Source organism: Mycobacterium sp. NGS64 (assembly GCF_059812245.1).
In genome coordinates this window covers 330,432-354,634 of the sequence record NZ_JCALCI010000005.1, presented here as the reverse complement: position 1 = coordinate 354,634, position 24,203 = coordinate 330,432, and the positions used below count along the sequence as shown (strand labels likewise).

23 protein-coding genes are annotated in these 24,203 nt (G+C 66.8%); 6 read left to right on the top strand and 17 right to left on the bottom strand.

Annotated elements, in window-relative coordinates; all coding sequences use genetic code 11:
• The first annotated feature begins 53 nt into the window (after positions 1-53).
• Positions 54-500 carry a DoxX family protein gene (locus tag AC5Y4S_RS23175; protein ID WP_500034933.1) on the top strand — a complete coding sequence of 149 codons (447 nt, stop codon included), beginning with the start codon at positions 54-56 and terminating at the stop codon, positions 498-500.
• Here the strand turns inward: AC5Y4S_RS23175 and AC5Y4S_RS23170 are convergent.
• Together AC5Y4S_RS23170 and AC5Y4S_RS23165 are read right to left on the bottom strand one after the other, a co-directional pair.
• Positions 429-2,591 (bottom strand): S9 family peptidase, encoded by a 2,163-nt coding sequence (locus AC5Y4S_RS23170; protein WP_500034932.1) that lies wholly within the window; start codon positions 2,589-2,591, stop codon positions 429-431. The two genes, AC5Y4S_RS23175 and AC5Y4S_RS23170, sit on opposite strands and share 72 nt — an antisense overlap.
• Positions 2,588-3,481 carry a phosphoribosylaminoimidazolesuccinocarboxamide synthase gene (locus AC5Y4S_RS23165; RefSeq protein WP_500034931.1) on the bottom strand — a complete coding sequence of 298 codons (894 nt, stop codon included), beginning with the start codon at positions 3,479-3,481 and terminating at the stop codon, positions 2,588-2,590. The genes AC5Y4S_RS23170 and AC5Y4S_RS23165 overlap by 4 nt, the downstream gene beginning before the upstream one ends.
• A gap of 60 nt (positions 3,482-3,541) precedes the next feature.
• On the opposite strand from AC5Y4S_RS23165, the gene AC5Y4S_RS23160 reads away from it, so the two are divergent.
• Positions 3,542-4,162, top strand: a complete 621-nt coding sequence (locus AC5Y4S_RS23160) for a hypothetical protein (RefSeq protein WP_142281939.1) — start codon at positions 3,542-3,544, stop codon at positions 4,160-4,162.
• A 5-nt stretch (positions 4,163-4,167) separates the two neighbouring features.
• On the opposite strand, the gene AC5Y4S_RS23155 is transcribed toward AC5Y4S_RS23160, so the two are convergent.
• The 4 genes from AC5Y4S_RS23155 to purB are packed head-to-tail and all read right to left on the bottom strand — an operon-like array spanning position 4,168 to position 8,831.
• A complete protein-coding gene (locus AC5Y4S_RS23155; protein WP_500034930.1) occupies positions 4,168-5,124 on the bottom strand; it encodes an alpha/beta hydrolase in 957 nt (318 codons plus the stop codon).
• Positions 5,125-5,179: 55 nt separating this feature from the next.
• A complete protein-coding gene (locus AC5Y4S_RS23150) occupies positions 5,180-6,172 on the bottom strand; it encodes a tellurite resistance/C4-dicarboxylate transporter family protein (protein WP_500034929.1) in 993 nt (330 codons plus the stop codon).
• Positions 6,169-7,416 (bottom strand): cytochrome P450, encoded by a 1,248-nt coding sequence (locus tag AC5Y4S_RS23145; protein ID WP_500034928.1) that lies wholly within the window; start codon positions 7,414-7,416, stop codon positions 6,169-6,171. Before AC5Y4S_RS23145 ends, AC5Y4S_RS23150 begins: the two co-directional genes overlap by 4 nt.
• A complete protein-coding gene (purB, locus tag AC5Y4S_RS23140) occupies positions 7,413-8,831 on the bottom strand; it encodes an adenylosuccinate lyase (RefSeq protein ID WP_500034927.1) in 1,419 nt (472 codons plus the stop codon). The genes AC5Y4S_RS23145 and purB overlap by 4 nt, the downstream gene beginning before the upstream one ends.
• A 38-nt stretch (positions 8,832-8,869) precedes the next feature.
• On the opposite strand from purB, the gene AC5Y4S_RS23135 reads away from it, so the two are divergent.
• Complete coding sequence (locus AC5Y4S_RS23135) at positions 8,870-9,598, top strand: DUF429 domain-containing protein (protein WP_500034926.1); 729 nt, start codon at positions 8,870-8,872, stop codon at positions 9,596-9,598.
• Between the two features lie 4 nt (positions 9,599-9,602).
• Here AC5Y4S_RS23135 and AC5Y4S_RS23130 read toward each other — a convergent pair whose 3' ends face one another.
• A complete protein-coding gene (locus AC5Y4S_RS23130) occupies positions 9,603-10,220 on the bottom strand; it encodes a TetR/AcrR family transcriptional regulator (protein WP_068114004.1) in 618 nt (205 codons plus the stop codon).
• A 61-nt stretch (positions 10,221-10,281) separates the two neighbouring features.
• On the opposite strand from AC5Y4S_RS23130, the gene AC5Y4S_RS23125 reads away from it, so the two are divergent.
• Positions 10,282-11,181, top strand: a complete 900-nt coding sequence (locus AC5Y4S_RS23125; RefSeq protein WP_500034925.1) for an alpha/beta hydrolase — start codon at positions 10,282-10,284, stop codon at positions 11,179-11,181.
• A gap of 143 nt (positions 11,182-11,324) precedes the next feature.
• On the top strand, positions 11,325-12,908 hold the full coding sequence (locus AC5Y4S_RS23120) for a gamma-glutamyltransferase family protein (protein WP_500034924.1): 1,584 nt from the start codon (positions 11,325-11,327) through the stop codon (positions 12,906-12,908).
• Between the two features lie 6 nt (positions 12,909-12,914).
• On the opposite strand, the gene AC5Y4S_RS23115 is transcribed toward AC5Y4S_RS23120, so the two are convergent.
• The 6 genes from AC5Y4S_RS23115 to AC5Y4S_RS23090 form a co-directional block, all read right to left on the bottom strand.
• Positions 12,915-13,340: a hypothetical protein gene (locus AC5Y4S_RS23115; protein ID WP_500034923.1), complete on the bottom strand. Its 426-nt coding sequence runs from the start codon at positions 13,338-13,340 to the stop codon at positions 12,915-12,917.
• A gap of 44 nt (positions 13,341-13,384) precedes the next feature.
• On the bottom strand, positions 13,385-16,306 hold the full coding sequence (locus AC5Y4S_RS23110) for an MMPL/RND family transporter (protein ID WP_500034922.1): 2,922 nt from the start codon (positions 16,304-16,306) through the stop codon (positions 13,385-13,387).
• A complete protein-coding gene (locus AC5Y4S_RS23105) occupies positions 16,303-16,749 on the bottom strand; it encodes an MmpS family transport accessory protein (protein ID WP_500034921.1) in 447 nt (148 codons plus the stop codon). Before AC5Y4S_RS23105 ends, AC5Y4S_RS23110 begins: the two co-directional genes overlap by 4 nt.
• A gap of 144 nt (positions 16,750-16,893) precedes the next feature.
• Complete coding sequence (locus tag AC5Y4S_RS23100; protein WP_500034920.1) at positions 16,894-17,490, bottom strand: TetR/AcrR family transcriptional regulator; 597 nt, start codon at positions 17,488-17,490, stop codon at positions 16,894-16,896.
• A 148-nt stretch (positions 17,491-17,638) separates the two neighbouring features.
• Entirely contained in the window at positions 17,639-18,907 is a 1,269-nt protein-coding gene (purD, locus tag AC5Y4S_RS23095; RefSeq protein WP_500034919.1) for a phosphoribosylamine--glycine ligase, read from the bottom strand.
• A 24-nt stretch (positions 18,908-18,931) separates the two neighbouring features.
• Positions 18,932-19,339, bottom strand: coding sequence for a MarR family winged helix-turn-helix transcriptional regulator (locus AC5Y4S_RS23090; protein WP_500034918.1), 408 nt, complete (start codon positions 19,337-19,339; stop codon positions 18,932-18,934).
• Positions 19,340-19,420: 81 nt separating this feature from the next.
• Between AC5Y4S_RS23090 and AC5Y4S_RS23085 the strand changes: the two genes are divergently transcribed.
• Positions 19,421-20,518 carry an aldo/keto reductase gene (locus AC5Y4S_RS23085; RefSeq protein WP_500034917.1) on the top strand — a complete coding sequence of 366 codons (1,098 nt, stop codon included), beginning with the start codon at positions 19,421-19,423 and terminating at the stop codon, positions 20,516-20,518.
• A 24-nt stretch (positions 20,519-20,542) separates the two neighbouring features.
• Here the strand turns inward: AC5Y4S_RS23085 and AC5Y4S_RS23080 are convergent, their stop codons facing one another.
• The 4 genes from AC5Y4S_RS23080 to AC5Y4S_RS23065 form a co-directional block, all read right to left on the bottom strand.
• Positions 20,543-20,980, bottom strand: coding sequence for a carboxymuconolactone decarboxylase family protein (locus tag AC5Y4S_RS23080; protein ID WP_500034916.1), 438 nt, complete (start codon positions 20,978-20,980; stop codon positions 20,543-20,545).
• A gap of 13 nt (positions 20,981-20,993) precedes the next feature.
• Positions 20,994-21,848 (bottom strand): NAD(P)-dependent oxidoreductase, encoded by an 855-nt coding sequence (locus AC5Y4S_RS23075; protein WP_500034915.1) that lies wholly within the window; start codon positions 21,846-21,848, stop codon positions 20,994-20,996.
• A 75-nt stretch (positions 21,849-21,923) separates the two neighbouring features.
• Positions 21,924-22,673 (bottom strand): SDR family oxidoreductase, encoded by a 750-nt coding sequence (locus AC5Y4S_RS23070; protein ID WP_500034914.1) that lies wholly within the window; start codon positions 22,671-22,673, stop codon positions 21,924-21,926.
• Positions 22,674-22,682: 9 nt separating this feature from the next.
• Positions 22,683-24,152: an aldehyde dehydrogenase gene (locus AC5Y4S_RS23065; RefSeq protein WP_500034913.1), complete on the bottom strand. Its 1,470-nt coding sequence runs from the start codon at positions 24,150-24,152 to the stop codon at positions 22,683-22,685.
• Positions 24,153-24,203 lie beyond the last annotated feature (51 nt).

Genomic DNA, 24,203 nt, shown 5'->3' with positions numbered 1-24,203 from the left:
ATGAGGCTACCTTCTGGTGCTAGGATCTTGTCATTGTCTAGATTGGAATCGAAATGGCCCCGTTGATCACGTTGCTAGTGGCCACCATCGCCGCGCGGAGCATCGGCTGGCTCGGCGTCCCGTACGTCAACAGTTGGACGCCCGCGCTCGCGGTCGGGCTGGCGGCGATGTTCTTGCTGACCGGGTTTTCACACTTCGCCCCGCCGCTGCGGCGCGACCTCATCGCGATCGTGCCGCCGCGCCTGCCTGCCCCGGGCTACCTGGTCACCATCACCGGACTGCTGGAGCTGCTCGGGGCCGTGGGCCTGCTCATTCCGGTCACCCGGGTGGCGGCGGCAGTGTGCCTCCTGGTGCTGATGCTGGCCATGTTCCCGGCCAACGTCTACGCCTCCCGGATGCCCGATCCCCCCAAGTCGATGACGACCCGGCTACCTCTGCGCACCGCGATCCAGGCCATTTTCCTGGCCGCCGCCGTAGCGGTCGCGGTCGGCAGCGGCTAGCAGCCACGCGTACTGGAACGCCGTCTCCTGCCAGGCCTTGTAGCGACCGCTGACGCCGCCGTGTCCCGCATTCATCTGGGTCTTCAACAGGATCGGGTTACCGTCGGTGTTGGCGTGCCGCAGCGCTGCAACCCACTTGGCGGGCTCGACGTAGTAGACCCGGGTGTCGTTCAACGACGTCATCGCCAGGATGGCCGGGTAACGCCTGGCTTCGACGTTCTCGTAGGGCGAATACGACTTCATGTACGCGTAGACATCGCTGTCGCTCAACGGGTTTCCCCATTCGTCCCATTCGGTGACGGTCAGCGGCAACGAGGGATCGAGGATGGTGGTTAGCGGGTCCACGAAGGGAACCTGCGCGAGGATGCCGGCGAAGAGGTCCGGTGCCAGGTTGGCCACCGCACCCACCAAGAGGCCCCCCGCGCTACCGCCCAGCGCGACCAGCTGCTGCGGCCGGGTCAGGCCCGTATCCACCAAATGCCTTGCCACCGCGACAAAGTCGGTGAAGGTGTTCTTCTTCTCCAACAGCTTGCCGTGCTCGTACCACAGCCGGCCCATCTCACCGCCGCCGCGGACATGGGCGATGGCGAACACCATGCCCCGGTCCAGCAACGACAGGCGGGCGATGGAAAAGCTTGGGTCGGTGCATATCTCGTAGGCGCCGTAACCGTAGAGCAGTGCCGGCGCGGGTAACTCGACGTCGGCGCGGTGCACGATCGACACCGGGATTCGGGTCCCGTCGTCCGCGCGCGCCCAGTCCCGCCGCTCCACGTAGTCGGCGGGGCGGTAGCCGCCGAGGACGGGCTGCTCGCGCAGCAACGTGCGCTCACCGGTGGCGAGGTCGATGTCGTAAACCTGCGCCGGGGTGACCAACGACCCCGCCCTGATCCGCAGCTTGGGCGAATCCCAGGTGGGGTTTCCGCCAAGACCGCTCGACATCAGCTCGGAGTCGAAGGAGATTTCCTCGGGCTCACCGTATTGCCCGTCGGAACCGATGGGCCACAACTGAATCCGGGGCAACGCCTCGCGGCGGTAGCTGACGACGAGATGGCGGGCGAAGGCATCCATTCCGTCGAGCCGGACGTCGTCGCGGTGCGGGATCAGGGTGCGCTGTCGTGTCGGATCGCCGACGGGCGCCTCGGTGAGCGTGAAGTTCACTGCACCGTCGTTGTGCAGGATCAGGAACCGGTCCTCCCCGCCGACCACCGCGTGCTCGACCGAGTACTCGACGCCTTCGCGCCGCGGCAGCACGACTGTGAACGCTGCCCGCGGATCGGCGGCGTCCGCATACAGCATCTCCGAAGTGATCGACGAACCCGCCGCGATGAACACGTACTTCTCGCTTCGGGTGAGCCCGACGCCCAGCCAATACCGTTCGTCGGCTTCGTGATACACCAGCTCCGACGGTTCGTTGGAGCCGAGCCGGTAGCGCCAGACCTTGTCGGGGCGGTGAGCCGGGTCCAGGGTCAGGTAGTACACCGTGCGGTTGTCGGCCGCCCAGGTGGCTCCCGCGGCGATGTCGGCGATCTCGTCGGGGTACTGGTCGCCGGTGCGTAAGTCCCTGAACCGCAGGGTATAACGTTCGTCGCCGACGGTATCGACGGAGTACGCCAGCAGGTTGCTGTCCAGGCTGACCGTCGCGGCGCCCAGCGCGAAGAATTCGTGCCCTTCGGCTTCGGCGTTCGAGTCGAGTAGGACTTGCTCGCCGGGGATTTCGGTGTTCTCGTCGAGGACCGGCGGGTCCCAGTCATCGGGGTCGGTGACGGGGCAACGGCATTGGACGCGGTACTGCTTTCCCTCGAAGGTGCGGGCGTAGTACCACCAGTCGCCCTGCCGGGTGGGCACCGACAGATCCGTCTCCTTGGTGCGCGACTTGATCTCGTCGAAGATCTTCTGCCGCAACGGCTCCAGGTGAGCCGTCATCCGGTCGACGTAGTCGTTCTCGGCCTCCAGGTAGCCGATGACCTCGGGGTCGGCCTTGTCGCGCAACCACTCGTAGGGATCGATGAACACGTCACCGTGGAATTCCCGCCGGGTTTCCACCCGCTTCGCGACGGGCGGTGTGGGCGCGTCCGGTGCGGCGTCCGTCATGCGCCCGGACCGATCCAGTCGCCGAAGCTCAGACCCGAAATGCGCTCGTAAGCCTCGATGTAACGGCTTCGGGTCGCGTCGATGATGTCGTCGGGAAGCGGTGGCGGGGGCTGCGACCCGTGGCGGTCCCAGCCGGACTCGGGGCCGGTCAGCCAGTTGCGGACGAACTGCTTGTCGAAACTGGTCTGGACCACACCGGGCCGGTAATCGCTGGCCGGCCAGTACCGCGAGGAATCGGGCGTGAAGATCTCGTCGGCCAGCAGCAGGTTGCCACCCGCGTCGGTGCCGAACTCAAATTTGGTGTCGGCGATGATGATTCCCCTCGTGAGTGCGTGGTCGGCGGCCTGGACGTAGATCTGCAGGGTGCGGTCGCGCAGCTGGTTGGCCCGCACCCCACCGACCAGCTCGATCACCCGGGCGAACGAAATGTTCTCGTCGTGGTCGCCCAGCGCCGCCTTCGTCGCCGGGGTGAACAGCGGGTTGGCGAACTTGCTGGCTTCCACCAGGCCCGGCGGCAGCGCGATGCCGCAGACCTTGCCGGTCGCCTGGTAGTCCAGCAGCCCGGAGCCGGTCAGGTACCCGCGGGCCACACATTCCACCGGAAGCATCTCGAGCCGTCGCACCACCAGCGCACGGCCGAGCACCTCGTCGGGGATGCGGGGGTCGTCGGGCGGACCGGCCAGATGGTTGGGCGCGTCGACGAGTCCGAAGAAGAAGACGCTCATCGCGGTCAGGATGCGTCCCTTGTCCGGGATCGTGCTGTCCAGGACGTAGTCGTACGCGGAGATCCGGTCGCTCGCCACCAGCAGCAGGTGCTCGTCGTCGACGCGGTAGATCTCGCGGACCTTGCCGCTGGCCAGATGCTCGTACTCGGACAGTGCAGGGCGCATCGAGCCAGCCTATCGGGCGCCGAACGCCCGGCCCTGTGCTGGTATTGCGCTATGACATCGCTGCCCTCGCGGGTTCTGCCCTATGCCACCACCCCCGGCCGGCTGGCCGTCCAACTGTTCAGCGACTTCGCCATCTTCCTGTGGACGGCGCTGTGGCTGGTCGTCGGCACCGCCGTCTACGACGCCATCTCGACCATCGCCGAGGCCGGCCGGCAGGTCGAGATCGGCGCGAACGGCGTCGCGGGCAACCTCGCGTCGGCCGGCCAGGGCGCGCACAACATCCCGGTGCTCGGCGATGCGGTCAGCAAGCCACTCGCGTCGGCCAGCGCCGCCGCCCTCGACATCGCGGCGGCCGGGCACAGCCTGGAGACCACCGCGGGCTGGCTCGCGGTGCTGGCGGCGCTGGCCGTCGTCGCCGTGCCGCTGCTCATCGTGGTCATCCCGTGGCTGTTGCTGCGGCTGCGCTTCTTCCGGCGCAAGTGGACCGTCAGCGGCCTGGCGGCGACCCCGGCCGGCGAACAGCTGCTGGCGCTGCGTGCCCTGACGAACCGGGCGCCGCGCAAGCTGGCCGCGATCAGCGCGGACCCGGTCGGCGGATGGCGGCGCGAGGATCCGGTCACCATCCGGGCGCTGGCCGCGCTGGAACTACGGTCGGCCGGAATCGCGCTGCGCGCCCGCTAACCGCGCTATGCGCCGAGCGCCGGTCCGACGGTGGTGTTCCAGGACTCCTGCATCTCCGACTCGAAGAGGCCCCAAGTGTGCGAGCCCTCGGGGCGAACGATGTAGGTGATCCGCAGCCCGGCGGCGTTCGCGGCATCGGCGAACCGCTTGGTGCTGTCGGCGGTGATGCGTTCGATGAGCCCGCCGGCGACGTTCGGCCCGAAGCCCGCGGGCAGCCGGTCGACGTCGCCCACGCCGCCGCTGCCGGACGCGGCGGCGTAAACCGCTACGCCCCTTAACCTTCCGGCGTTCTTCGAGGGGTCGTGGGCCACCCATTCGGGGCCGCCCAGCGGTCCCCACATGTTCTCGGCGCTTTGGCCGCCACTCGCCAAAGTCAGCGAGACCTGTTGCGCCTCATCCGGGTCGGAAACGGACGGAAAACCGCTGTAGGAAGCGACGGCCCGGAAGACTCCCGGCGCCTGGACGGCGTAGTCGATGGCGGTGCCGCCGGTGCTGGACAGTCCGCCGACGGCGTTCTTGCCGTTGGCGTGGTATTGAGCGTTGATCACTGGGGGCAGTTCCCTGGTCATGTACGTCTGGTATTGCTTGCCACCATCGTTGACCCAGTTGGTCCACCAACTGAAGGGACCGCCGAGCGGGGAGACGACGTTGACGTTCTTGTTGGCGAAGAAGCCTTGGATGTCGGTCATGCCGAACCAAGCTCTGTCGTCACCGCCGTCGATGCCGGGTAGTAGGTAGAAGACGGGTGCGCCAGCGTTGGGGGCCTTGTAGACATCGTTGACGATGACGGTGTTCATCGAGGGTGAGTAGACGGAAACCTTGTCCCAACGGTCGTTGACGTGCTGGATGTCGGTGATGTGTGCACCCTGCGGCGGGTCGGCGGCGGCGACCGGAATCGCCAGCATCGGCAACGCAGCGAGCAGTGCAACAACGAACGAGCGAACACGAGAGGTATTGGTCACCGGGAGATTATGCAGGTTCGGCGACGACTGTTCATTCCGAGGCGTTAATTTGCGCTTACGGGCGGTCACCCGCCGGCCGTGATACGCCCAGTAACCCGGCGAGGACCACAATCAGCCACGCCGCCAACGCGTCCCAGAAGAAGACCAGCGAAACCGTGGTCAGCCAACGTTGACCGATTTCGCCTGCCATGGCGTAGCTGGCGGCGGAGTACATGCCCAGCGGGAACACCAGCGCCCACCACACGCCGGCGAACCGCAGCGAATCGGGTCGACGGTTGATCCGGCGCAGGCCGAAGCAGATCAGCGGCGGTATCCACAAGGTGGCGGCCACCCACGTCACCACGGTCACTACCCGCACCGGCCCGGCCAGCCCGTGGGGTGCCACGGCGTGGATGTCGTCGCCGGCCAGAGTGGCGATGGCCAGGCCGCCCATCAGGATCCAGCTGTCCGGCTCGAACCCGTCACGATCCTGGCGCTCGGCGATCGCGCGCCACAGGATCAGCCAGGTCATCAGGCCGTAGATGCAGATCGCCGCCGCCCACATTGGCAGGGCAACGTTCAGCCACCAGCGATGGCCGGTGCGGTGCGCCAACTGAGCCATCACGATCGCCAGACCGGATGTCCCGACGCTGGCCAGTTCCCACGCGCCGTGGGCGTGATCGCGCAGCGCGGTCCGGCTGTGCGCCAACATGTTCCGCGCGCTGAGCGCGATCAGCACGACCCAGGCCGACAGCGCGACCGCACCGAGCACCCGCAGCACCCACACGTTGGTCGACAGGCGTGCGTCGATCACCGCGCACGCGGCCACGAAGGTGAACAGCCTCAGGGTGACGTCGGGGCCCGTGAGGTCCCAGCGGAGGTTGCGGCGCGCGGCGGCGATGACCGTGGCGGCGACCAGGACAGCCAGAGCGACGGTGGCCACGACGCCGAGCGCGTCGCTGGCCCAACGATATCCGTGATCGCGCGCGCCGATCGACAATATTCCGGTCGCCATCACCGCGGCGAACACATCGGGTGACGGCTCGGCATCGGCGAGCCGGGGCGTCACTGTTCCTCGCGCAGCTCCACGACCAGGTGCCGGATCCCGGTGTGCCGATTGCTGCGCGTCCATTCGACGGGCCGGGCGACCCGCACGGCGCCGAAGCGCGTCAGCAGCTCCTCGAACAGCACCCGCAGCTCCAGCCGCGCCAGATTGGCGCCCAGGCAATAGTGGATCCCCTGACCGAAGCCCAAGTGCGGGTTGGGCTTCCGGTTGATGTCGAATTCGTCGGCGCGGTCGAACACGTCGGCGTCGCGGTTGGCCGAGCCCTCCCAGATCTGGACCTTCTGTCCCGCCCGGATGGGCTGCCCACCGAGCGTGACGTCGCGGGTGGCGGTGCGCCGCTTCGACGGCGACGGCGACGTCCACCGCACCATCTCCTCGACCGCCGTCGGCAACAAGCCGAAATCCGAACGCAGCGCCCGCAATTGGTCAGGGTGGTCGGCCAGCGCCAGCAGGCCGCCGGCGACCGCGTTGCGCGTCGTCTCCGCGCCCGCGCTGAACAGCAGGCTGAAGAACAGGTACAGCTCGAGATCGGAGAGCGCCGGAGCGTCCTCGTCGTCGACCGTGGCGTTCGCGACGATCGACAGCATGTCGTCGGTGGGCTCGGCGCGCTTCGACGCGATCAGCTCCTGGCCGTAGGCGTACATCCGCGAACCGGCATCCGCCTCGGACAGTTGCGAAAGGGCGGCCTTGCGCGAGCCGCCGAAGTCGAATTGTGGTTCGATGGCCTGAAAGAGCCAATGCCGTTCGGATTCAGGCACTCCCAGCAGGATGCAGATCATCTGCATCGGCAGTTCGGCGGCGATGTCGACCAGGAAGTCGAACGGTTCGCCCGGCACCACCGAGTCGAGCAGCCGGCGCGCCCGGATGCGCAGGTCGTCCTCGACGCGGCCGATCATGCGCGGCGTCAGCCCGGAGCTGACGAGCCGCCGGATCTGGGTGTGGCGCGGATCGTCCATCATGTTGAGCACCTGGCCCGCGATGGCCAGGTCCTGCAGCAGCGTGCCCCCGTACGGCCGTTGCCCACCGGTGACCGACGAGTAGGTGGCCGGGTCCTTCAGCACCTCAAGGGTTTCCGCGTACGTGGCGACGGACCAGAAGCCCTCGCCGTCGGGGGTGTTGTCGGTCGGCTCGTGCCAGTAGACCGGCGCCTCTCGCCGATGCACCGCGAACAGCTCGTGCGGGAACCCACTGGCGAAGTTGTCGAGGTCGGTGAAGTCGATCCCCGAAAGCGCGCCCGCGAGAGTCACAGGATTGCGCCCGGGGTGTATTTGGCCGCGTCCGGGTAGCGACTGACCAACGCGTCCACCGCCGCGACCACCTCGTCCACCTGGTCACCGGCGGCACCGGTGAACGCCTTCTTGTCGGCCAGCGCGGCCTCCAGCGCCGTTCGGTCCAGCGGAAGTCGCTCGTCGGCGGCCAAGCGGTCGAGCAGGTCCGGCTCGGCGCCGCGCTCCCGCATGGCCAACGCCGTCGCCACCGCGTGCTCCCGGATCACATGGTGGGCCGCCTCGCGACCCATGCCGGCGCGCACCGCGGCCATGAGCACCTTGGTAGTGGCCAGGAACGGCAGGTAGCGATCCAGCTCGTGGGCGATCACCGCCGGGTAGGCGCCGAACTCGTCGAGCACGGTCAGGAATGTCTCGATCTGTCCGTCGATGGCGAAGAAGCTGTCCGGCAATGCGATTCGGCGCACCACCGAGCAGAACACGTCGCCCTCGTTCCACTGTGCGCCGGCCAGCTCGGCGGCCATGGAGGCGTAGCCGCGCAGCACCACCTGCAACCCGTTGACCCGTTCGCAACTGCGAGTGTTCATCTTGTGCGGCATCGCCGACGAGCCGACCTGCCCTTCGGCGAACCCTTCAGTGACGAGCTCGTGCCCGGCCATCAGCCGGATGGTGTGCGCCATCGACGACGGCCCGGCGCCGAGCTGCACCAGCGCGGAGATCACGTCGTGATCCAGCGATCGCGGGTAGATTTGCCCGACGCTGGTCAAAACCGTTGCGAAGCCGAGAAAGTCGGCGATGCGTCCCTCGAGTTCGGTCAGCTTGGCCGCGTCACCGCCGAGCAGGTCCAGCATGTCCTGCGCGGTGCCCATCGGTCCCTTGATGCCGCGCAGCGGGTAGCGGTCGATCAGCTCCCCCATGCGGTCCAAGGCGATCAGCGTCTCCTGGGCCGCCGAGGCGAACCGCTTGCCCAACGTGGTGGCCTGCGCGGCGACGTTGTGGCTGCGTCCGGCCATCACCAGGTCGCGATAGGTCACCGCCCGCTCGGCGAGCCGGGCCGCCACCGCAACACCGTGCGAGAAAACCAATTCCAGCGACCGCCGGATCTGCAACTGCTCGACGTTCTCGGTGAGATCGCGGCTCGTCATTCCCTTGTGCACGTGCTCGTGGCCGGCCAACGCGTTGAATTCCTCGATCCGGGCCTTGACGTCGTGGCGCAGCGCGCGTTCGCGGTTCGCGATCGAGGCCAGGTCGACGTCCTCGAGCACCCGCTCGTAGTCGGCGATCGCCTCGGGGGGAACGTCCACTCCCAGCTCGGCCTGGGCTCGCAGCACGGCCAGCCACAGCCGCCGCTCCGCGACGACCTTGGCCTCCGGCGACCAGATCGCGACCATCTCGGCGCTGGCGTACCGGGTGGCCAGCACGTTCGGAATGCTCACAAGCACACAGCTTACGGTGGCGGCCATACCCTGTGCGGGTGTACTTCGTCGGCGTGGACCTGGCCTGGGGCGGTCGCAAGCCCACCGGCGTCGCGGTGGTCGACGCCGACGGCCACCTCGTGCACCTCGGCGCCGCGCGCGACGACGCCGACGTGCTCGCCGCCTTGTCTCCCTATGTCGGGGGCGACTGCGTGGTGGCGTTCGACGCGCCGCTGGTGGTGACCAATCCCAGCGGCCAGCGGGCCGCCGAGGCGGCGCTCAACCGCGATTTCCGCAGGTTCGAGGCCGGCGCCCATCCATGTAATACCGCCAAACCGGAATTCGCCGAAACGCCGCGCGCGGCGCGGCTGGCCGAGACGCTGGGCCTCGACATGGACCCGCGGTCGCCGGCCGCTCGGCGCGCCATCGAGGTTTACCCCCATTCGGCGACCGTCGTGCTGTTCCGGCTCGAGCGGACCCTCAAGTACAAGGCCAAGCCGGGCCGCGACGTCGCGCGGCTCAAATCGGAACTCCTGCTCCTGATGGACGGCATCGAAAAGCTGGCGCACGCCGCGGTGCCGCTGCGCGTCGACGGTCACGACGGCTGGGCGCGGCTGCGCCGGGAAGTCGTCGCCGCGCAACGCAAAAGCGAGCTGCGCCGCGCCGAGGATCCGGTCGATGCCGTCGTCTGCGCCTACGTCGCGTTGTACGCCCAGCGCCGCCCGGCCGACGTCACGATCTACGGCGATGTAGCCAGCGGGGCCATCGTGACGCCGTCGCTGCCGTGACGGCTCAGATCTGCACCGGACGCGGGTCGATGGGGGCGAGCACGTCGACCAGCTCGACCACGGTGCCCAGCGCGGCGGCGGCGGGGTCGCCGCCCTCGACCAGGGCGGAGACCACCGAGCCGTCGACCGCGCAGATCAGCGTGCACACCAGCTCGATGCGCACCGATCGGCCGGATCGCTCCAGCGCCTCGGCCACTGCCTCGGCGCGCTGGCGCAGGCTGCGGCGCATGGTCTCGCGCAGGGCGGGCAGGCGTGTGCAGGCGATGTGCCGCTCGTAGCGCGAGATCAGTTGCTCGGTGAGCGCCGGATCGGACAGGTCGCCCACCAGCAGGTCCGCCAGGACTTCGGCGGTGGTCTCGGGTCCGCGGCGCCGCCGGGACAACGCGTTGACCCGGGAGCGCAGCTGCGCGATCTCGATCATTCCGATGTGCTCGACGGCGCGCGCGATCAGGTCGTCAAGCGATGAGAAGTAGTAGGTGGTGGACGCCAGGGGCAGGCCGGCGCGCCGGGCGACCGCCCGGTGCCGCACCGCCTCGAACCCGCCCTCGGCGAGCAGCTCGGCGGCGGCGCTCACGAGCGCATACCGTCGACGTTCTCCCTTTGGAGTAACTGCTGCAGTCACGAGTAGCCATCGTGCCAGCAAAAGTGGTACTGCATTGCCATTTCGACCAAACGGTCATGGCATGATGGCCCGCATGCCCGACCTGAGCCGCCGAACCCTGCTCGGTCTCGGCGTCGGCGCGGCCATCGGTGCTACGGGAGCATACGCCCTGTTCCAGCCCCGAACGTCACACGCCACGCCGGTGTCTTGGGGCGGCGGCCGCCCGCCCGCGGCACCCGCACCGCTCGAGCCCGCGGCGCCGGCCCAGGCTGCGCCGACGATGGTGACGGGCTCCTTCGTCTCTACGGCGCGCGGCGGGGTCAACACCAACTGGGCGATCGCCCGGCCGCCCGGCCAGACCAAGGCGCTGCGGCCGGTGATCGCACTGCACGGTAAGGGCAGCGACGCCGCCACCGTGATGGCCGGCGGCGTCGAACAGGGCCTCGCGCAGGCCGTCAACGCCGGGTTGCCGCCGTTTGCGGTGGTCGCCGTGGACGGCGGCGGCGGCTATTGGCACAAGAGGGCATCCGGCGAGGACGCCGGGGCCATGGTGCTGAACGAGCTGATCCCGATGCTTGGGAACCAGGATCTGGACACCTCCCGCGTGGCGTTCCTGGGCTGGTCGATGGGCGGGTACGGGGCATTGCTGCTCGGCGGGCGGCTGGGGGCGGGGCGCACCGCCGCGATCTGTGCTGTGAGCCCGGCGTTGTGGCTGTCCTCCGGCGCCGCCGCGCCCGGCGCGTTCGACGGGCCCGACGACTTCGCGGCGAACTCGGTGTTCGGAATGCCGGCGCTGGCGTCGATCCCGATCCGGATCGATTGCGGCGACAGCGACCCGTTCTACGGGGCGACGAAGCAGTTCATCGCGCAACTGCCCAACCCACCCGCGGGCGGCTTCTCGCCCGGCGGGCACAACGGCGAATTCTGGAGCTCGCAACTGCCGGCCGAGCTGACCTGGATGGCGCCGCTGCTGACGGCCTGAGTTGGCAGCCACGCGGTCTGAAGAGCCGGCTCTCCTTGGGGATATGCGAGTCCCGAATCCGATAGCACATGCGCTGTCAAGTTTGAGAACAGTCACATGGCCCCGACCTAGGGTTCACAGGGCGCCCGTGCGACGATCCGACCGTGACCACACCGTTCGGTTGGAGCCTCCCCTATGCCTGGCCGCGAAAGCCCGTCCTCGCGGCGAACGTCGTCTGCACATCGCAACCCCTCGCGGCCCAGGCGGGTCTGCGCATGCTGGCCGAGGGCGGCAGCGCGGTGGACGCCGCGATCGCGACCGCCGTCACCCTGACGTTGGTGGAGCCGGTGTCGAATGGCATCGGCTCGGACGCGTTCGCCATCGTCTGGGACGGGCAGCGCTTGCACGGCCTGAACGCGTCCGGTCGCTCCCCCGCCGGCTGGACGCCGGAATACTTCGGCGGCAACGCCGTTCCCCCGGCCGGCTGGAATTCGGTGACGGTGCCCGGGGCCGTGTCCGCGTGGTCGGAGCTCCATGCAAAATTCGGCAAACTTCCGTTCGATAAGCTCTTCGAACCCGCGATCTCCTACGGCCGCAACGGTTTTCTGGTCTCGCCGACCGTCGCCGAGCAATGGGCCGCCCAGGTGCCGCTGTTCAGGGACCAGCCCGGGTTCGCCGAGGCTTTCCTGCCGGGGGGCCGGACACCGAAACCCGGTGAGCTGTTTAGGTTTCCCGCTCATGCGGCCACGCTCGAGCGGATCGCCGCGACCAACGGCGAGGCGTTCTACCGCGGGGACATCGCCGCCGAACTCGAGGCGCACGCGTCGGCCCACGGCGGGGTGATGCGCGCCAGCGACCTCGCTGCGCACCGCGCCGACTGGGTCGGCACGATCGATGCCGGTTACCGCGGATACACCGTGCACGAGATACCGCCCAATGGTCAGGGGATCGTCGCGCTGATCGCGCTGGGCATCCTGGAGCACTTCGACATGTCTTCGTTGCCGGCGGATTCCGCCGACAGCGTGCACCTGCAGATCGAGGCGGTGAAGCTGGCGTTCGCCGACGCGCAGGCTTATGTCGCCGACATCGACCACATGGCCCTGGCCCCGGATCGCCTGCTGGACAAGGATTATCTGCGCGAGCGCGCGGCCTTGATCGATCGAAAGCGGGCAACGCCGGCATCGGCCGGCACCCCTAGTGGGGGGACGGTGTATCTGACCGCCGCCGACTCCAGCGGGATGATGGTGTCGATGATCCAGTCCAACTACATGGGGTTCGGCTCGGGTGTCGTGGTGCCGGGCACCGGTGTCTCCCTTCAGAACCGGGGCGCGGATTTCGTTGTGGCGGAGGGCCATCCGAACCGGGTCGGGCCCGGCAAACGCCCCTATCACACGATCATCCCGGGGTTCGTCACCAAGGACGGCGCCCCGGTGATGAGCTTCGGGGTGATGGGCGGCACCATGCAACCCCAGGGGCACGTGCAGGTGATGGTGCGCATCGCCGACCACGGGCAGAATCCGCAGACCGCGTGTGACGGCCCGCGGTTCCGCTGGGTGCAGGGCATGCAGGTCAGTTGCGAAAACGGCTTCCCGCCAGCCACTCTCGACGAACTCCGTCGGCGGGGACACGACCTCGTCGCCGTCGACGACTACAACCAGTTCGGCAGTTGCCAGGCGATCTGGCGCCTCGACGACGGGTACCTGGCCGTGAGCGATCCACGCAGGGATGGGCAGGCCGTGGGGTTCTAAGGGGTCCTACTCCGAGATGACGTGACTGTTCCGCAGACGCCTTTCCAAGGCCGCAATTCTGAGTAGTCGAGCGGTTATGTTTATGGACCCTAACATTGGACCCAACCCGATATAGATTCGAAGGGAGTGACTTCCATGCAGTTCCAGGTTGCCGAACACATAGAAGCATCCGAGGGTGAAGATTGCGGCGGGGATGGAGTAGGCCATCAGGGATCTGCAATCTGCAATGACTTGCATCGCAAAATCTATCTCGTCCTTCGACATCGGTTCACCGTTGCGCACTTTGCTTAAGACTTTTCCGACACTCCCGATTTCTTCGCCTATCGGGTTAGGTGCGCGCCCCAGGAGCCGTTTTACGTAAGCATAGAAGAAGACGGCGAACACGAATTCGGCCACGGCCGCGAGTATCGCCAGATAGCCAAATAGGCCCAACTTCGTTCACTCCTTTGCGGGACAAGGCCTGTTTGTGTCGCCCCTCAGCCGCGGACTTGGCTTGGGCGCGTTGGTGATTCGGGGGTTACTGCGGGGTCTCCGTCTTCCCACAGCAGCAGTTGACGCACCGCAGAACGCGGCCCGTACGGGCGGAGCATGGTGCTGGCCGGGCGCGGGCGCACGGGTTGTGGCCACCAGAACCACCGCCCGAGAAGCGCGGCGACGGACGGCGTCATGAACGAACGCACGATCAACGTGTCGAACAGTAGCCCCAGGCCGATCGTGGTCCCGATCTGACCCAGCACCAATAAGCTGGCGAACACGAATGACGACATCGTAAAGGCGAACACCAGGCCGGCGGAGGTCACCACCGCCCCGGTGCCAGCCATGGCACGGATGATGCCCGTCTTTAAACCGGCGTGGATTTCCTCCCTGAACCGGGAGATCAGCAGCAAATTATAGTCCGATCCCACCGCTAAAAGGATGATGACGGATAGCGCGAGACAAATCCAGTATAACTTTATGCCGAAAATATCCTGCCAGACGAGCACGGAAAGCCCGAAAGAGGCGCCCAGCGAAAGCGCCACCGTACCGACAATCACAAGCGCGGCGACCAGGCTTCGGGTGATGATCACCATGATGATCAAAATTAGGCTCAGCGCGGCTATTCCGGCGATCATGAGGTCGTATTTGGCGCCGTCAGCGATGTCCTTATAGGTCGCCGCGGTGCCGGCGAGATAGATGTTGGAGTCCCCGAGGGGGGTGTTCTTCACGGCCTGTTTGGCCGCATCCCTGATCGGCTCGATATGCGCGATGCCCTCGGGGGTCGCCGGATCACCTTCATGGGTGATGATCATGCGTGCCGCCTTGCCGTCCGGCGAGAGAAATTGTTTTAAACCCCTCTTGAGCTCCGGGTTGTCGAAAGCCTCCGGGGGTAAGTAGAACGAATCGTCGTTTTTGGCGGCGTCATAGGCCTGTCCCAGGGCGGTCGCGGTGTCGGTGTTGGCCCGCGTCTGAGCGTTGATCCCGAAGTTCGTGGCAAAGTTGGAGAGCGTCAGTCCCAGGTTCTTTTCCTGGTCGGCGATTTGGGGCGGCAAGAGGGTCACCAATTTCTGCTGGCCTGCGTCCAATTTGTCCAGACTGGCGGTGAGCTTTTCAAACTGCTCGCTCAGCCGATCTATGCCGTCGAGGGCGTTGAAGACGGATCTCAGCGCGAAGCAGGCCGGAATGTCGTAGCAGTGCCTTTCCCAGTAAAAATAACTGCGGATCGGCCTGAAGAAGTCGTCGAAATTCGCGATCTCATCCCGCAGCTCATTAATGGTGGCGATCGTGTCGTGAAAGCTTTGGGTCTCGTCGTGCGTCGAGGCGGCGAGGTCTTTTTGGAGGGCGTACTGCCGATTCAAAATGCCTATCGTATCCCGCAGCGTGTCTGCCTGCTTCCGGATGTCCTCCGCACGGTCTTTTTGGTATTGCAGGTTCTCGACGTTGCCGATGCTGCCCGCGCTGATCTGAAAGGCCAAGGAGGTGTGCTCGATCGGCGTTCCCAATGGCCTGGTCATGGACTGCACCTGGGCGATCCCGGGCAGATGGGCGATGGCTTTTGCCACCCTTTCCAAATTGATCATGTCGGCCGGGTTACGCATATCGTGATCGGTTTCGATCATCAGCAGTTCGGGATTGAGCCGGGCCTGGGAAAAATGGCGCTCGGCGGCCGCGTATCCGACGTTGGCCGGGGCGCTGGCCGGCATGTACGTGCGAGCGTCGTAGCTCGTCTTGTATGCCGGCAGGGCGAGCAGGCCTATGAGCGCGACGGCGGTAGCCACCACCAGGATCGGCCCCGGCCAGCGGACGATTGCGGTGCCGATGCGCCGCCATCCCTGGGTCGCGACCTTGCGCTTGGGGTCGAAGAGCCCGAAAAGACTGCCCACGGTGATCACTGCCGGGGCTAACGTGAGGGCGGCCGCCAGGGCGACGAGGATGCCCAATGCGGCGGGAATGCCGAGACTTTGGAAGTAGTTCAGCCGGGTGAAGCGCAGACAGAACACCGCGCCGGCCACGGTCAGGCCCGAGCCCAAGACGACGTGCGCGGTCCCGCGATACATCGTGTAGAAGGCGGTTTCCCGAGTCTCTCCGGCGTGGCGCGCCTCGTGATAGCGGCCGAGAAAGAATATCGCGTAGTCCGTGCCGGCGGCGATGACCAGCAGCGTGAGCAGATTCGTCGAATACGTCGACAAGCCGATCAACCCGACGCTTCCCAGAAAGGCGACAATCCCCCTGGCCGCGGCCATCTCAATAATGACGGTGAACAGCACCACGACCGAACTGACCACCGAACGGTAGACCGAAAACAACATCACCAAGATCACCACAATGGTGATCACCGTGGTCTTGAAGATGCCCTTGCTGCCCACTTCGAACTGGTCCGCAACCAGCGGCGCCGCGCCGGTCACATACGCCCTGACCCCGGGGGGTGCCGGCGTGTGAGCCACCAGGTCACGGATCGTGTCGACGGACTCGTTGGCCAACGCATCGCCCTGATTACCAGCCAGATACACCTGAACGTAGGCGGCCTTGCCGTCCTTGCTTTGCGAGCCCGCCGCCGTCAGCGGGTCCCCCCAGAAATCCTGGACGTGCTCCACATGCTTGGTGTCGCGCTCGAGCTTGCGGACCAGGGCGTCGTAGAACCGGTGGGCGTCGTCGCCCAGCGGCTTGTCTCCTTCCAGGACGACCATGGCCGCACTGTCGGAGTCGAACTCGTGGAAGACCTTGCCCATGTGTTTGATCGCCTGAAACGACGGCGCATCCGGTGAATTCAGCGACACGTTGTGCGCCTTGGCGACGTCTTCCAAATTCGGAACCGCAATATTCGAGATGGCGGCCAGACCCACCCACAGCAGCAAGATCGGCACGGCGAGCCGACGAATGTTGCGCGCCACCGCCGTTCTCGGGGCGTGATGGTCGCTCACGCCGACTTCACCAGGCAGAAGGTATAGGCGTTCACTTCGTTGACGATCCTCTCGTCCTTGATCTCGCCATCGACGGTGATGCGACAGCCCAGGGAATCGCTGTTGCCCTGTGCCACAAGGTTGCTGAAGGCCCCGGGCTGCGTCGTCACCATCGTCAATGACCACGGCAGTGCCGCGTTCGAGACTTGCCGCGGCTGAACATTGATGTCGACGTAGTTGATAGTTGCCACCGCCCCCGGGTCGCCAAAGACCTCGAGGGTGATGTGCTTGGGATTGAACGGCTCAGTCTGATCCGAGATGCCGCTTCCGGCCGACGTGTTGTTGTGAGAACCAAAGATCCCGTGAAGTCGATAGACGCAAAATCCCGCCACCGCCACCACCACGGTGACGACCAGCACCGTCCACCACCGTCTGACCAGACTGGTGAAGGGAATCCTTTTCACCGTTGGCCTTTCGATAGCCGGGACACCATCGCTGGAGAGGCTTCGATGCGTCGAGCGCGGATCGACAATTTGACAGTACGGTACGGGACCGTTTAGGACAAGAGGCGAGCCCGTCGACACGCCTGGATCCGCGAGCGGCAGCTATTATCCGACCGGTCGGCTAAGAGCAGGGATGATCACGTCGTCGACCAGGGCTTGCACGGTGCGCTGGGTGGGTGGCCGGTTGGCCATGATCGACCGGAATACGAGATAGCCGGGCAGCAGGTCCCAAAGCTCAGTGCTGATCGCGGCCTGGCTGATCTCACCTCGCTCGACGGCCTGCCGCAGGATGTGTTGGATCAAGGCCTTGCGCCGGCCGACAAACTCGTGCTGCATCACATCGTTGAGCGCGGGATTGCGTGACACCTCGACGAGCACCGCGCGCATGGTGCTCCCGTGCTTGCGCGCCTGCTCGCATACAATCTGCCCCACCCGCAGCAAATCGCCCCGCAGCGTGCCGGTCTCGGGTGCGACCGCGACCTGGCGAACAGCCTCGCTGACCGCGGCCAGTACCAACTCGGCCTTGGATGGCCAACGCCGGTAGACCGTCGCCTTGCTGGCCCTGGCGGTCACCGCCACGGCGTCCAACGTCAAGCGGTCATACCCGTGTTCCTGCAGCAGTCGCAGTGTCACCTCGAGGAACTCGGCCTCGCGCGGCGTCCACGGCGAGGACTCAGCGTCGCGATCGGAAATCTGGGTCACAGTGCCACCATAAGCTCTCTTTGGAGTAGTACAGACCGTTACCGTACCGCCGCCGTCAAGCCGCCAAACGCGGATCAGACGGATCCGTCGCTTTGGACGTTGCGGCTGTTGAAGCGCTCCGCCTCCGTAGTCCGCATCGTGAACGCGCCTAGACGCTGATCTTGCCCTCCGCCGCCGCGAGGGCGATGTCACTACGGAAGTGACTGCCGGGCAACTTAATCGAGCCCAGAACTTCGTACGCATTCGCGCGGGCGGCGGACAAGTCCGCGCCGGTGCCCACCACGGACAGCACCCGACCGCCCGACGAGACGACCGCGCCGTCGTCGCGGCGTGTCGTTCCCGCGTGCAGGACCCCGTCGGCTTCGGACCCGACGACGACGTCGCCGACCCGGGGGCGCCCCGGGTAGTTTTCGGCGGCCAGCACCACCGTCACCGCGGCGCCGTCACGCCAGCGCAGCTCCCCGAACTCGGCGAGCGTCCCGGTGCCCGCGGCGTGGAGCAGCTGGCCGAGCGGCGACTCCAGCAGCGCCAGCACGGCCTGAGTCTCGGGATCCCCGAAGCGGCAGTTGAATTCGACCACTGCGGGGCCCTTCGCGGTGATCGCCAGTCCGACGTAGAGCAATCCGGAAAACGGGCTGCCCCGGTTAACCAGTTCGGCGGCAACGGGTTCGACGATTCCACTGACGATTTCGCGGTACACGTCCTCGGGCAGCCACGGCAGCGGCGCGTAGGCGCCCATGCCGCCTGTGTTGGGTCCGCTGTCACCGTCACCGACCCGCTTGAAGTCCTGCGCCGGCAACAGCGGCACCACCGTGCGGCCGTCGACGACGCAGAACAGCGACACCTCGGGGCCCTCGAGAAACGACTCCAGCAGCACCGGGTGCCCCGACTCGAGCAGGCTGGCCGCGTGTGCGCGTGCCGCATCCCGATCCGGAGTCACCACCACCCCCTTGCCGGCGGCCAGTGCGTCGTCCTTCACCACCCAGGCGGGGTCGCCGGCGGGCGGCCCGAACCGGTCCAGAGCGGCATCCAAACGCGCTGGGCTGTCGACGATTTCGCTGGCCGCGGTGCGCACACCGGCGGCGGCCATGACCTCCTTGGCGAACGCCTTGGAGCCCTCGATGCGGGCGGCGTCCTTGCTGGGCCCGAAGCAGACGATGCCGGCGGCGCGCACGGCGTCGGCCACACCCAGCACCAGCGGCACCTCGGGACCGATGACCACCAGGTCGGCGCGGACTTCGCGCGCCAGGGCGACGACCTCCTCACCCGAGGTGATGTCGACGTCGTGCTGCTCGGCGAGCCGGCCGCTGCCGGCGTTCCCCGGCGCGACGGCCAGGCCCGTGACCTGCGGGTCTTCCCGAAGCGCCAACAGCAGCGCATGCTCACGGGCACCGGAACCGATCACCAGGACGCGCACGACACGTCAGACTAGCTCAGGCGTTCAAACGATTCGCTCCAGCAGGCCTTTGAACTCCTTTTGCTGCGCGGCCGTGAGACGACTGAGGCGCTTGTCGAACTCCGCCGAGAGCAGCCCCAGCCCGTCGGCGGCGACCTTGCGGCCGGCGGGGGTGAGCAGTAGTCGGTGGCGACGCAGATCGGTGGGGTCGATCTCCCGGTGCACGAATCCCGCGGCCTCGAGCCGTTTTAGGTAGACCGTCACCGTCGCCTTGGGCATGCACAACGTCGCCGCGAGTTCGGCCGGATAGGGATGCTCGTCGATCTCGGCGAGCACAAACAGCTCCTTGGACTCGAGCCCGAGCGCGCAAATGTCGGCCTCGGCGCCCGAGATGACTGAAACCAGCAACCGGTAATTCAACGACCAGATCTTGGCCGCGTCGCCCGATGACATCGACTTGCCAGATCGTTCAGTCGTAAACTAGTTTAGAACGGAACAAGCTCATAACCGGACAATCTACCAGAAAGCGATCCCATGTCTGTGGAAATGCGGCCGGACCAATACGTGACACTCGGACGCTCCGGATTGCGCGTCAGCCCGTTGTGCCTCGGCGCAATGACGTTCGGCGAGGACCTCGGCTGGGGCACCAGTGTGGAAGAGTCCCAACAGATCATCGATCGATACACCGAACTCGGCGGCAACTTCATCGACACCGCCAACTTCTACACCAGGAGCCACTCGGAGAAGATCATCGGCGACCACGTCGGGCGCAACGCCGCCCGCCGCGACCGCTTGGTGATCGCCACCAAGTTCAGCGGCAACCTGTATCCCGGCGATCCCAACGGTGGCGGCTCGGGCCGCAAATCACTGATCAGCGCGTGCGAAAACTCGCTGCGGCGCCTGCAGACCGACTACATCGACCTGTACTGGCTGCACATCTGGGATGCGAATACCCCCATCGAGGAGACGATGGCGGCGCTCGACGACCTCGTCCGGTCGGGCAAGGTGCGCTACATCGGCGTTTCCGACACCCCGGCGTGGAAGATCGCCCAAGCCAACCTCATCGCCGGCTTCCGCGGCTGGTCGGCATTCGTCGGCCTGCAGGTCGAGTACTCGTTGCTGGAACGTTCCATCGAACAGGAACTGGTGCCGATGGCGTCCGAATTCGGCCTCGGTATCACGCCGTGGTCGCCGCTCAAAAGCGGCGTGCTCAGCGGCAAGTACACCCGCCGAAACGCCGGCCAGCACAACCCCGGTCGCGGCGCGCTAGTTGACGCCTTCCTCAACGAGCAGACCTACGCGGTGGTCGACGAACTCGAGATCATCGCCAAGGCGCACGAGACGACGGTCGCCAGCGTGGCACTCGCCTGGGTGCGCGCCCAGCCTGCCGTCTCTTCCGTCATCATCGGGGCTCGCCGGCTCTCGCAACTCGACGACAACCTCCGCGCCGTCGACGTCGCCCTCGGCGCCGACGAACTCGCTCGGCTCGACGAGCTCACCAAACCGACGTTCGGATTTCCCAACAACATGCTGGAAATGGCGCCGGGCATCATCAACGGCGGAACGACGGTCAACGGCGTGTCCGGGCCGATATCGGAATATGTGATGCCGCAGGGCGTCCAGCCGTACTGAGGCCCGTCAGCACCGCGAGCGGAGTTAGTCGGAAGCGTTGCCCGAGTGCATCTTCAGCGCGGCGTCGACGTTGGCCTTCTTGTCTTCGCCGGCACCCTTCGCGGCGGCCTTCTTGCGCTTGGCCACGACGGCATCGACCGCGCCGTTGAGCGCCGAGCCGAGCGGGAACCCGAGGTAGTGGGTCAGGAAGACGGCCATCTCCTTCAGTTCGGTCTCGGACAGTTCCCCGTTGAGCAGCGCGGCGTTGATCTGGATCTCGGCGAGGTCGCGATTTCCGATCGCGGTCACCGCGGTCAGCGTCATGATCCGCTTGTCGCGCATCGACAGCTCGGGGCGGGTCCAGATGCTGCCGAACAGGTGGTCGACGGTCAGGTCGAAGTAGGGGTCGCCCTCGATGTTGGGCATCTCCCAGCCGTAGACCTCGTTCATCTTCTCGAGGCCCTTGCGGCGCAGCTCGTCCATGAGCCCTCTCCTATCAGTCCGACGCGGTGTGCGGCAGCCCCAGGCCGGCCGCCAGGTTTTCAAATGCCAGCTGCGCCAGCGGCAGGTCGACCGACAACGCCTCACCCAAACCTAGCGCCAGGCTGAGATCCTTCTCCCCGAGCCCACGCGTGTGCAGGAACGGCTGGTACAGGAAGTTTTCCGGCTCAAGGTCTTTCATGTTCTCGCGCACCATGATCGCCCCCGGCCCGCTGGTGAGCGCGTCGGTGTGGCGGACCACCCGGCCCAGCGCCTGCAGATCCAGCCCCGCCGCCTCGGCCAGTTTCATGGCCTCGCATGCCGCCGCGTACGAGGTGAACGTCAACATGTTGCGCGCCAACTTCATTCGCGTCCCCGCGCCGGGCTCACCGGCATGGACGACCATCGCGGCCCAGTGCTTGAACGCCGGCTTGATCCGTTCGTACACCTCACGATCGGCCCCCACCATGGTGGCGAGCTCGCCCTTCGCGGCGGCGGCCGCGCCACCGCTGACGGGCGCATCGACGACGTGAATGTCGCGCGGTTTCAGTTCGCGGGCCAGCTCGACGGCGGTGGTGTCGCTGATGGTCGAGTGGATCGCGATGACCGTGCCGGGCTTGGCGTGAGCCGCGAGTTCGCCGACGACCTCGCGCACCTGCGCATCGTCCAGGACGGTGACGTGGATGATGTCGGCGGCGGCAACGTCGGCGACGCTGTCGGCCAGGGCCGCGCCCTTCTCGGCCAGCGGCGTCATGGCCTCGGTCCGAATGTCGTAGACCGTCACCCCGCCGGGCCATTCCGTCATCTTGGTGGCCATCGGCGCGCCCATGTTGCCCAGGCCGATGTAGCCCAGGCGCAAGTGCTCAGTCATTTCCGCCGCTCCTCTCCCCCGCAAGCGGGAGGTGCCCCCACATCGCTTTTTCGCTCTGCATCGTCGCCGGCGCGGTCATGACCGAATTATCTGCCCGCCGTCGACGTTGAAAACCTGCCCGGTGATCCACGACGCCTCGTCGGACAGCAGGAAAAGGCACATCCCGACGACGTCGTCGGGAGTTCCCATCCGCGACAGCGGCAGCCCCTTGACGATGTCGGCGACCATCTCTTGCGGCGTGGTGGTCCGGTTGGCCTCGGTGTCGATGGGCCCGGGCGCGATCGCGTTGATCCGGATGTTCTGCCCGCCGAGTTCGCGCGAGAGCTGTTGGGTCAGGCCGTTGATGCCGACCTTGGCCAGTGCGTAGAAGTTCGCGTAAAGCCATGCCGCAGTGGAGGACTGGTTGACGATCGCCCCGCCGCCGCGCTTCGCCATCTTCTTGTACACGGCACGGGTGCACCACAGGGCGCCGTCGAGGTTCACGCTCATGAACTTCTTGTAGTACTCGGGGTCGACGGTCAGCAGGAAATCCAGCTTCATGCCCCCGAATATCGCGGCGTTGTTCACCAGGTAGTCGATGCCGCCGAACTCGGCCAGCGTGCGGTCGGCCATCTCCTTGGCCGACACCGGATCCGACACGTCGACGGGTAGGGCCAGCGCCGTACCACCGTCGCCCTTGATCCCGTCGGCCACCTTCTCGGCGCCCTGCGCGTTGATGTCGGCGACGACGACGGCCGCGCCCTCCCGGGCGAGCGCCTCGGCGTAGGCCTGGCCGATGCCGCCGCCCGATCCCGTGACGATGGCAACCTTGTTTTCGAACCGCATGCCGCTCCTCTAGCTAACCGCTGTCGCAATGGTTTTGATTTCCAGGTATTCCTCGAACCCGGCCAGGCCCATCTCGCGGCCGTTGCCGGACTGCTTGTACCCGCCGAACGGCGCGTCGGCCGAGTACCAGACACCGCCGTTGACGTTGATGGTGCCCGCCCGGATGCGCGCGGCAACCCCCGCGGCCCGCTCGGGGTCGGCGCCAAAGACGGTGCCAGACAGGCCGTATGGCGAGTCGTTGGCGATGCGCACGGCGTCGTCGTCGCCGTCGTAGGGGATGACGGTGAGCACCGGCCCGAAGATCTCCTCCCGCGCGACGCGGGCGTCGTTGCCGAGGCCGGCGATCACGGTGGGCTCGATGAAGAAGCCGACCTCGCGGTCCGCCGGGCGGCCGCCACCGCACGCGAACGTCCCTCCCTCGGCGACGGCCGAGTCCAGGTAGCCCTGCACGCGATCTCGCTGTCGCGCCGAAATCAATGGCCCGCAAATGGTTCCCGCGTCGTTGGGATCTCCGGCCCTGATCCCGCCCACCGTGGCGGCCGCGATGGAGACGGCCTCGTCGTAGCCGGCCCGCGGCACCAGCAGCCGGGTGGTGATCGCGCACCCCTGCCCGGCATGCATGCACACGGAGAACCCCGCGACCCCGACGGCGCCGCCGAGGTCGGCGTCGTCGAGCACGATGAACGCCGACTTGCCGCCCAGCTCCAGGAACACCTTCTTGATGGTCGCGGCGCCGTCGGCCATCACGCTGCGCCCGGTGGCCGTCGACCCGGTGAACGAAACCATGTCCACCCGTGGGTCTTTGGCCAGCAACGCGCCGACGGCGTGATCGCTGGAGGTCACGATGTTGACCACGCCGGGCGGGAAGTCGGTGTGTTCGGCGATGAGCTCGCCCAATACCGCCGCGCACCAGGGCGTGTCGGGAGCGGGCTTCAGGACGACGGTGTTGCCCGCCGCCAGCGCGGGGCCCAGCTTGGCGAGGTTGATCTGGTGGGGGAAGTTCCACGGCGTGATGGCGCCGACGACCCCGACGGCCTCCCGCGCGATGGTGCGCCGGGTGGGGATCCCCATCGGCGACGCCTCACCGAGATCCTGATTCCATACGTAGGACTCGGCCGTGTCGGCCGCGAACGCCAGGTCGTTGACCGGGACCTCGAGCTGGGCGATCGCGGTGAGCATCCGCGGCGCGCCGACCTCGGCGATGGTGATGTCGCGCAGCTCCTCGAGGTGGGCTTGCATCGCGTCGCGCAGCTGGCGCACGCACCGCACTCGCAACTCGGTGTTGCGCGACCAGTCCGTGTCGTCGAAGGCCCGCCGCGCCGCATCGATGGCGCGCCCCATGTCGTCGGCATCGGCGTCGGCGGCGACCCCCAGCACTTCCTCGGTTGCCGGGTTGATCGTCGGGAAGGTGCCCGCGTTGCCCGGTGCCAGTTTGCCGTCGATGAACAATGCGCTCGCGCCGTCGGCCAGTAACGCCATATCTCCCGCTCCCGACTAAGTCATGGCAAGTGGACAGTTGTCCGGTCGAAC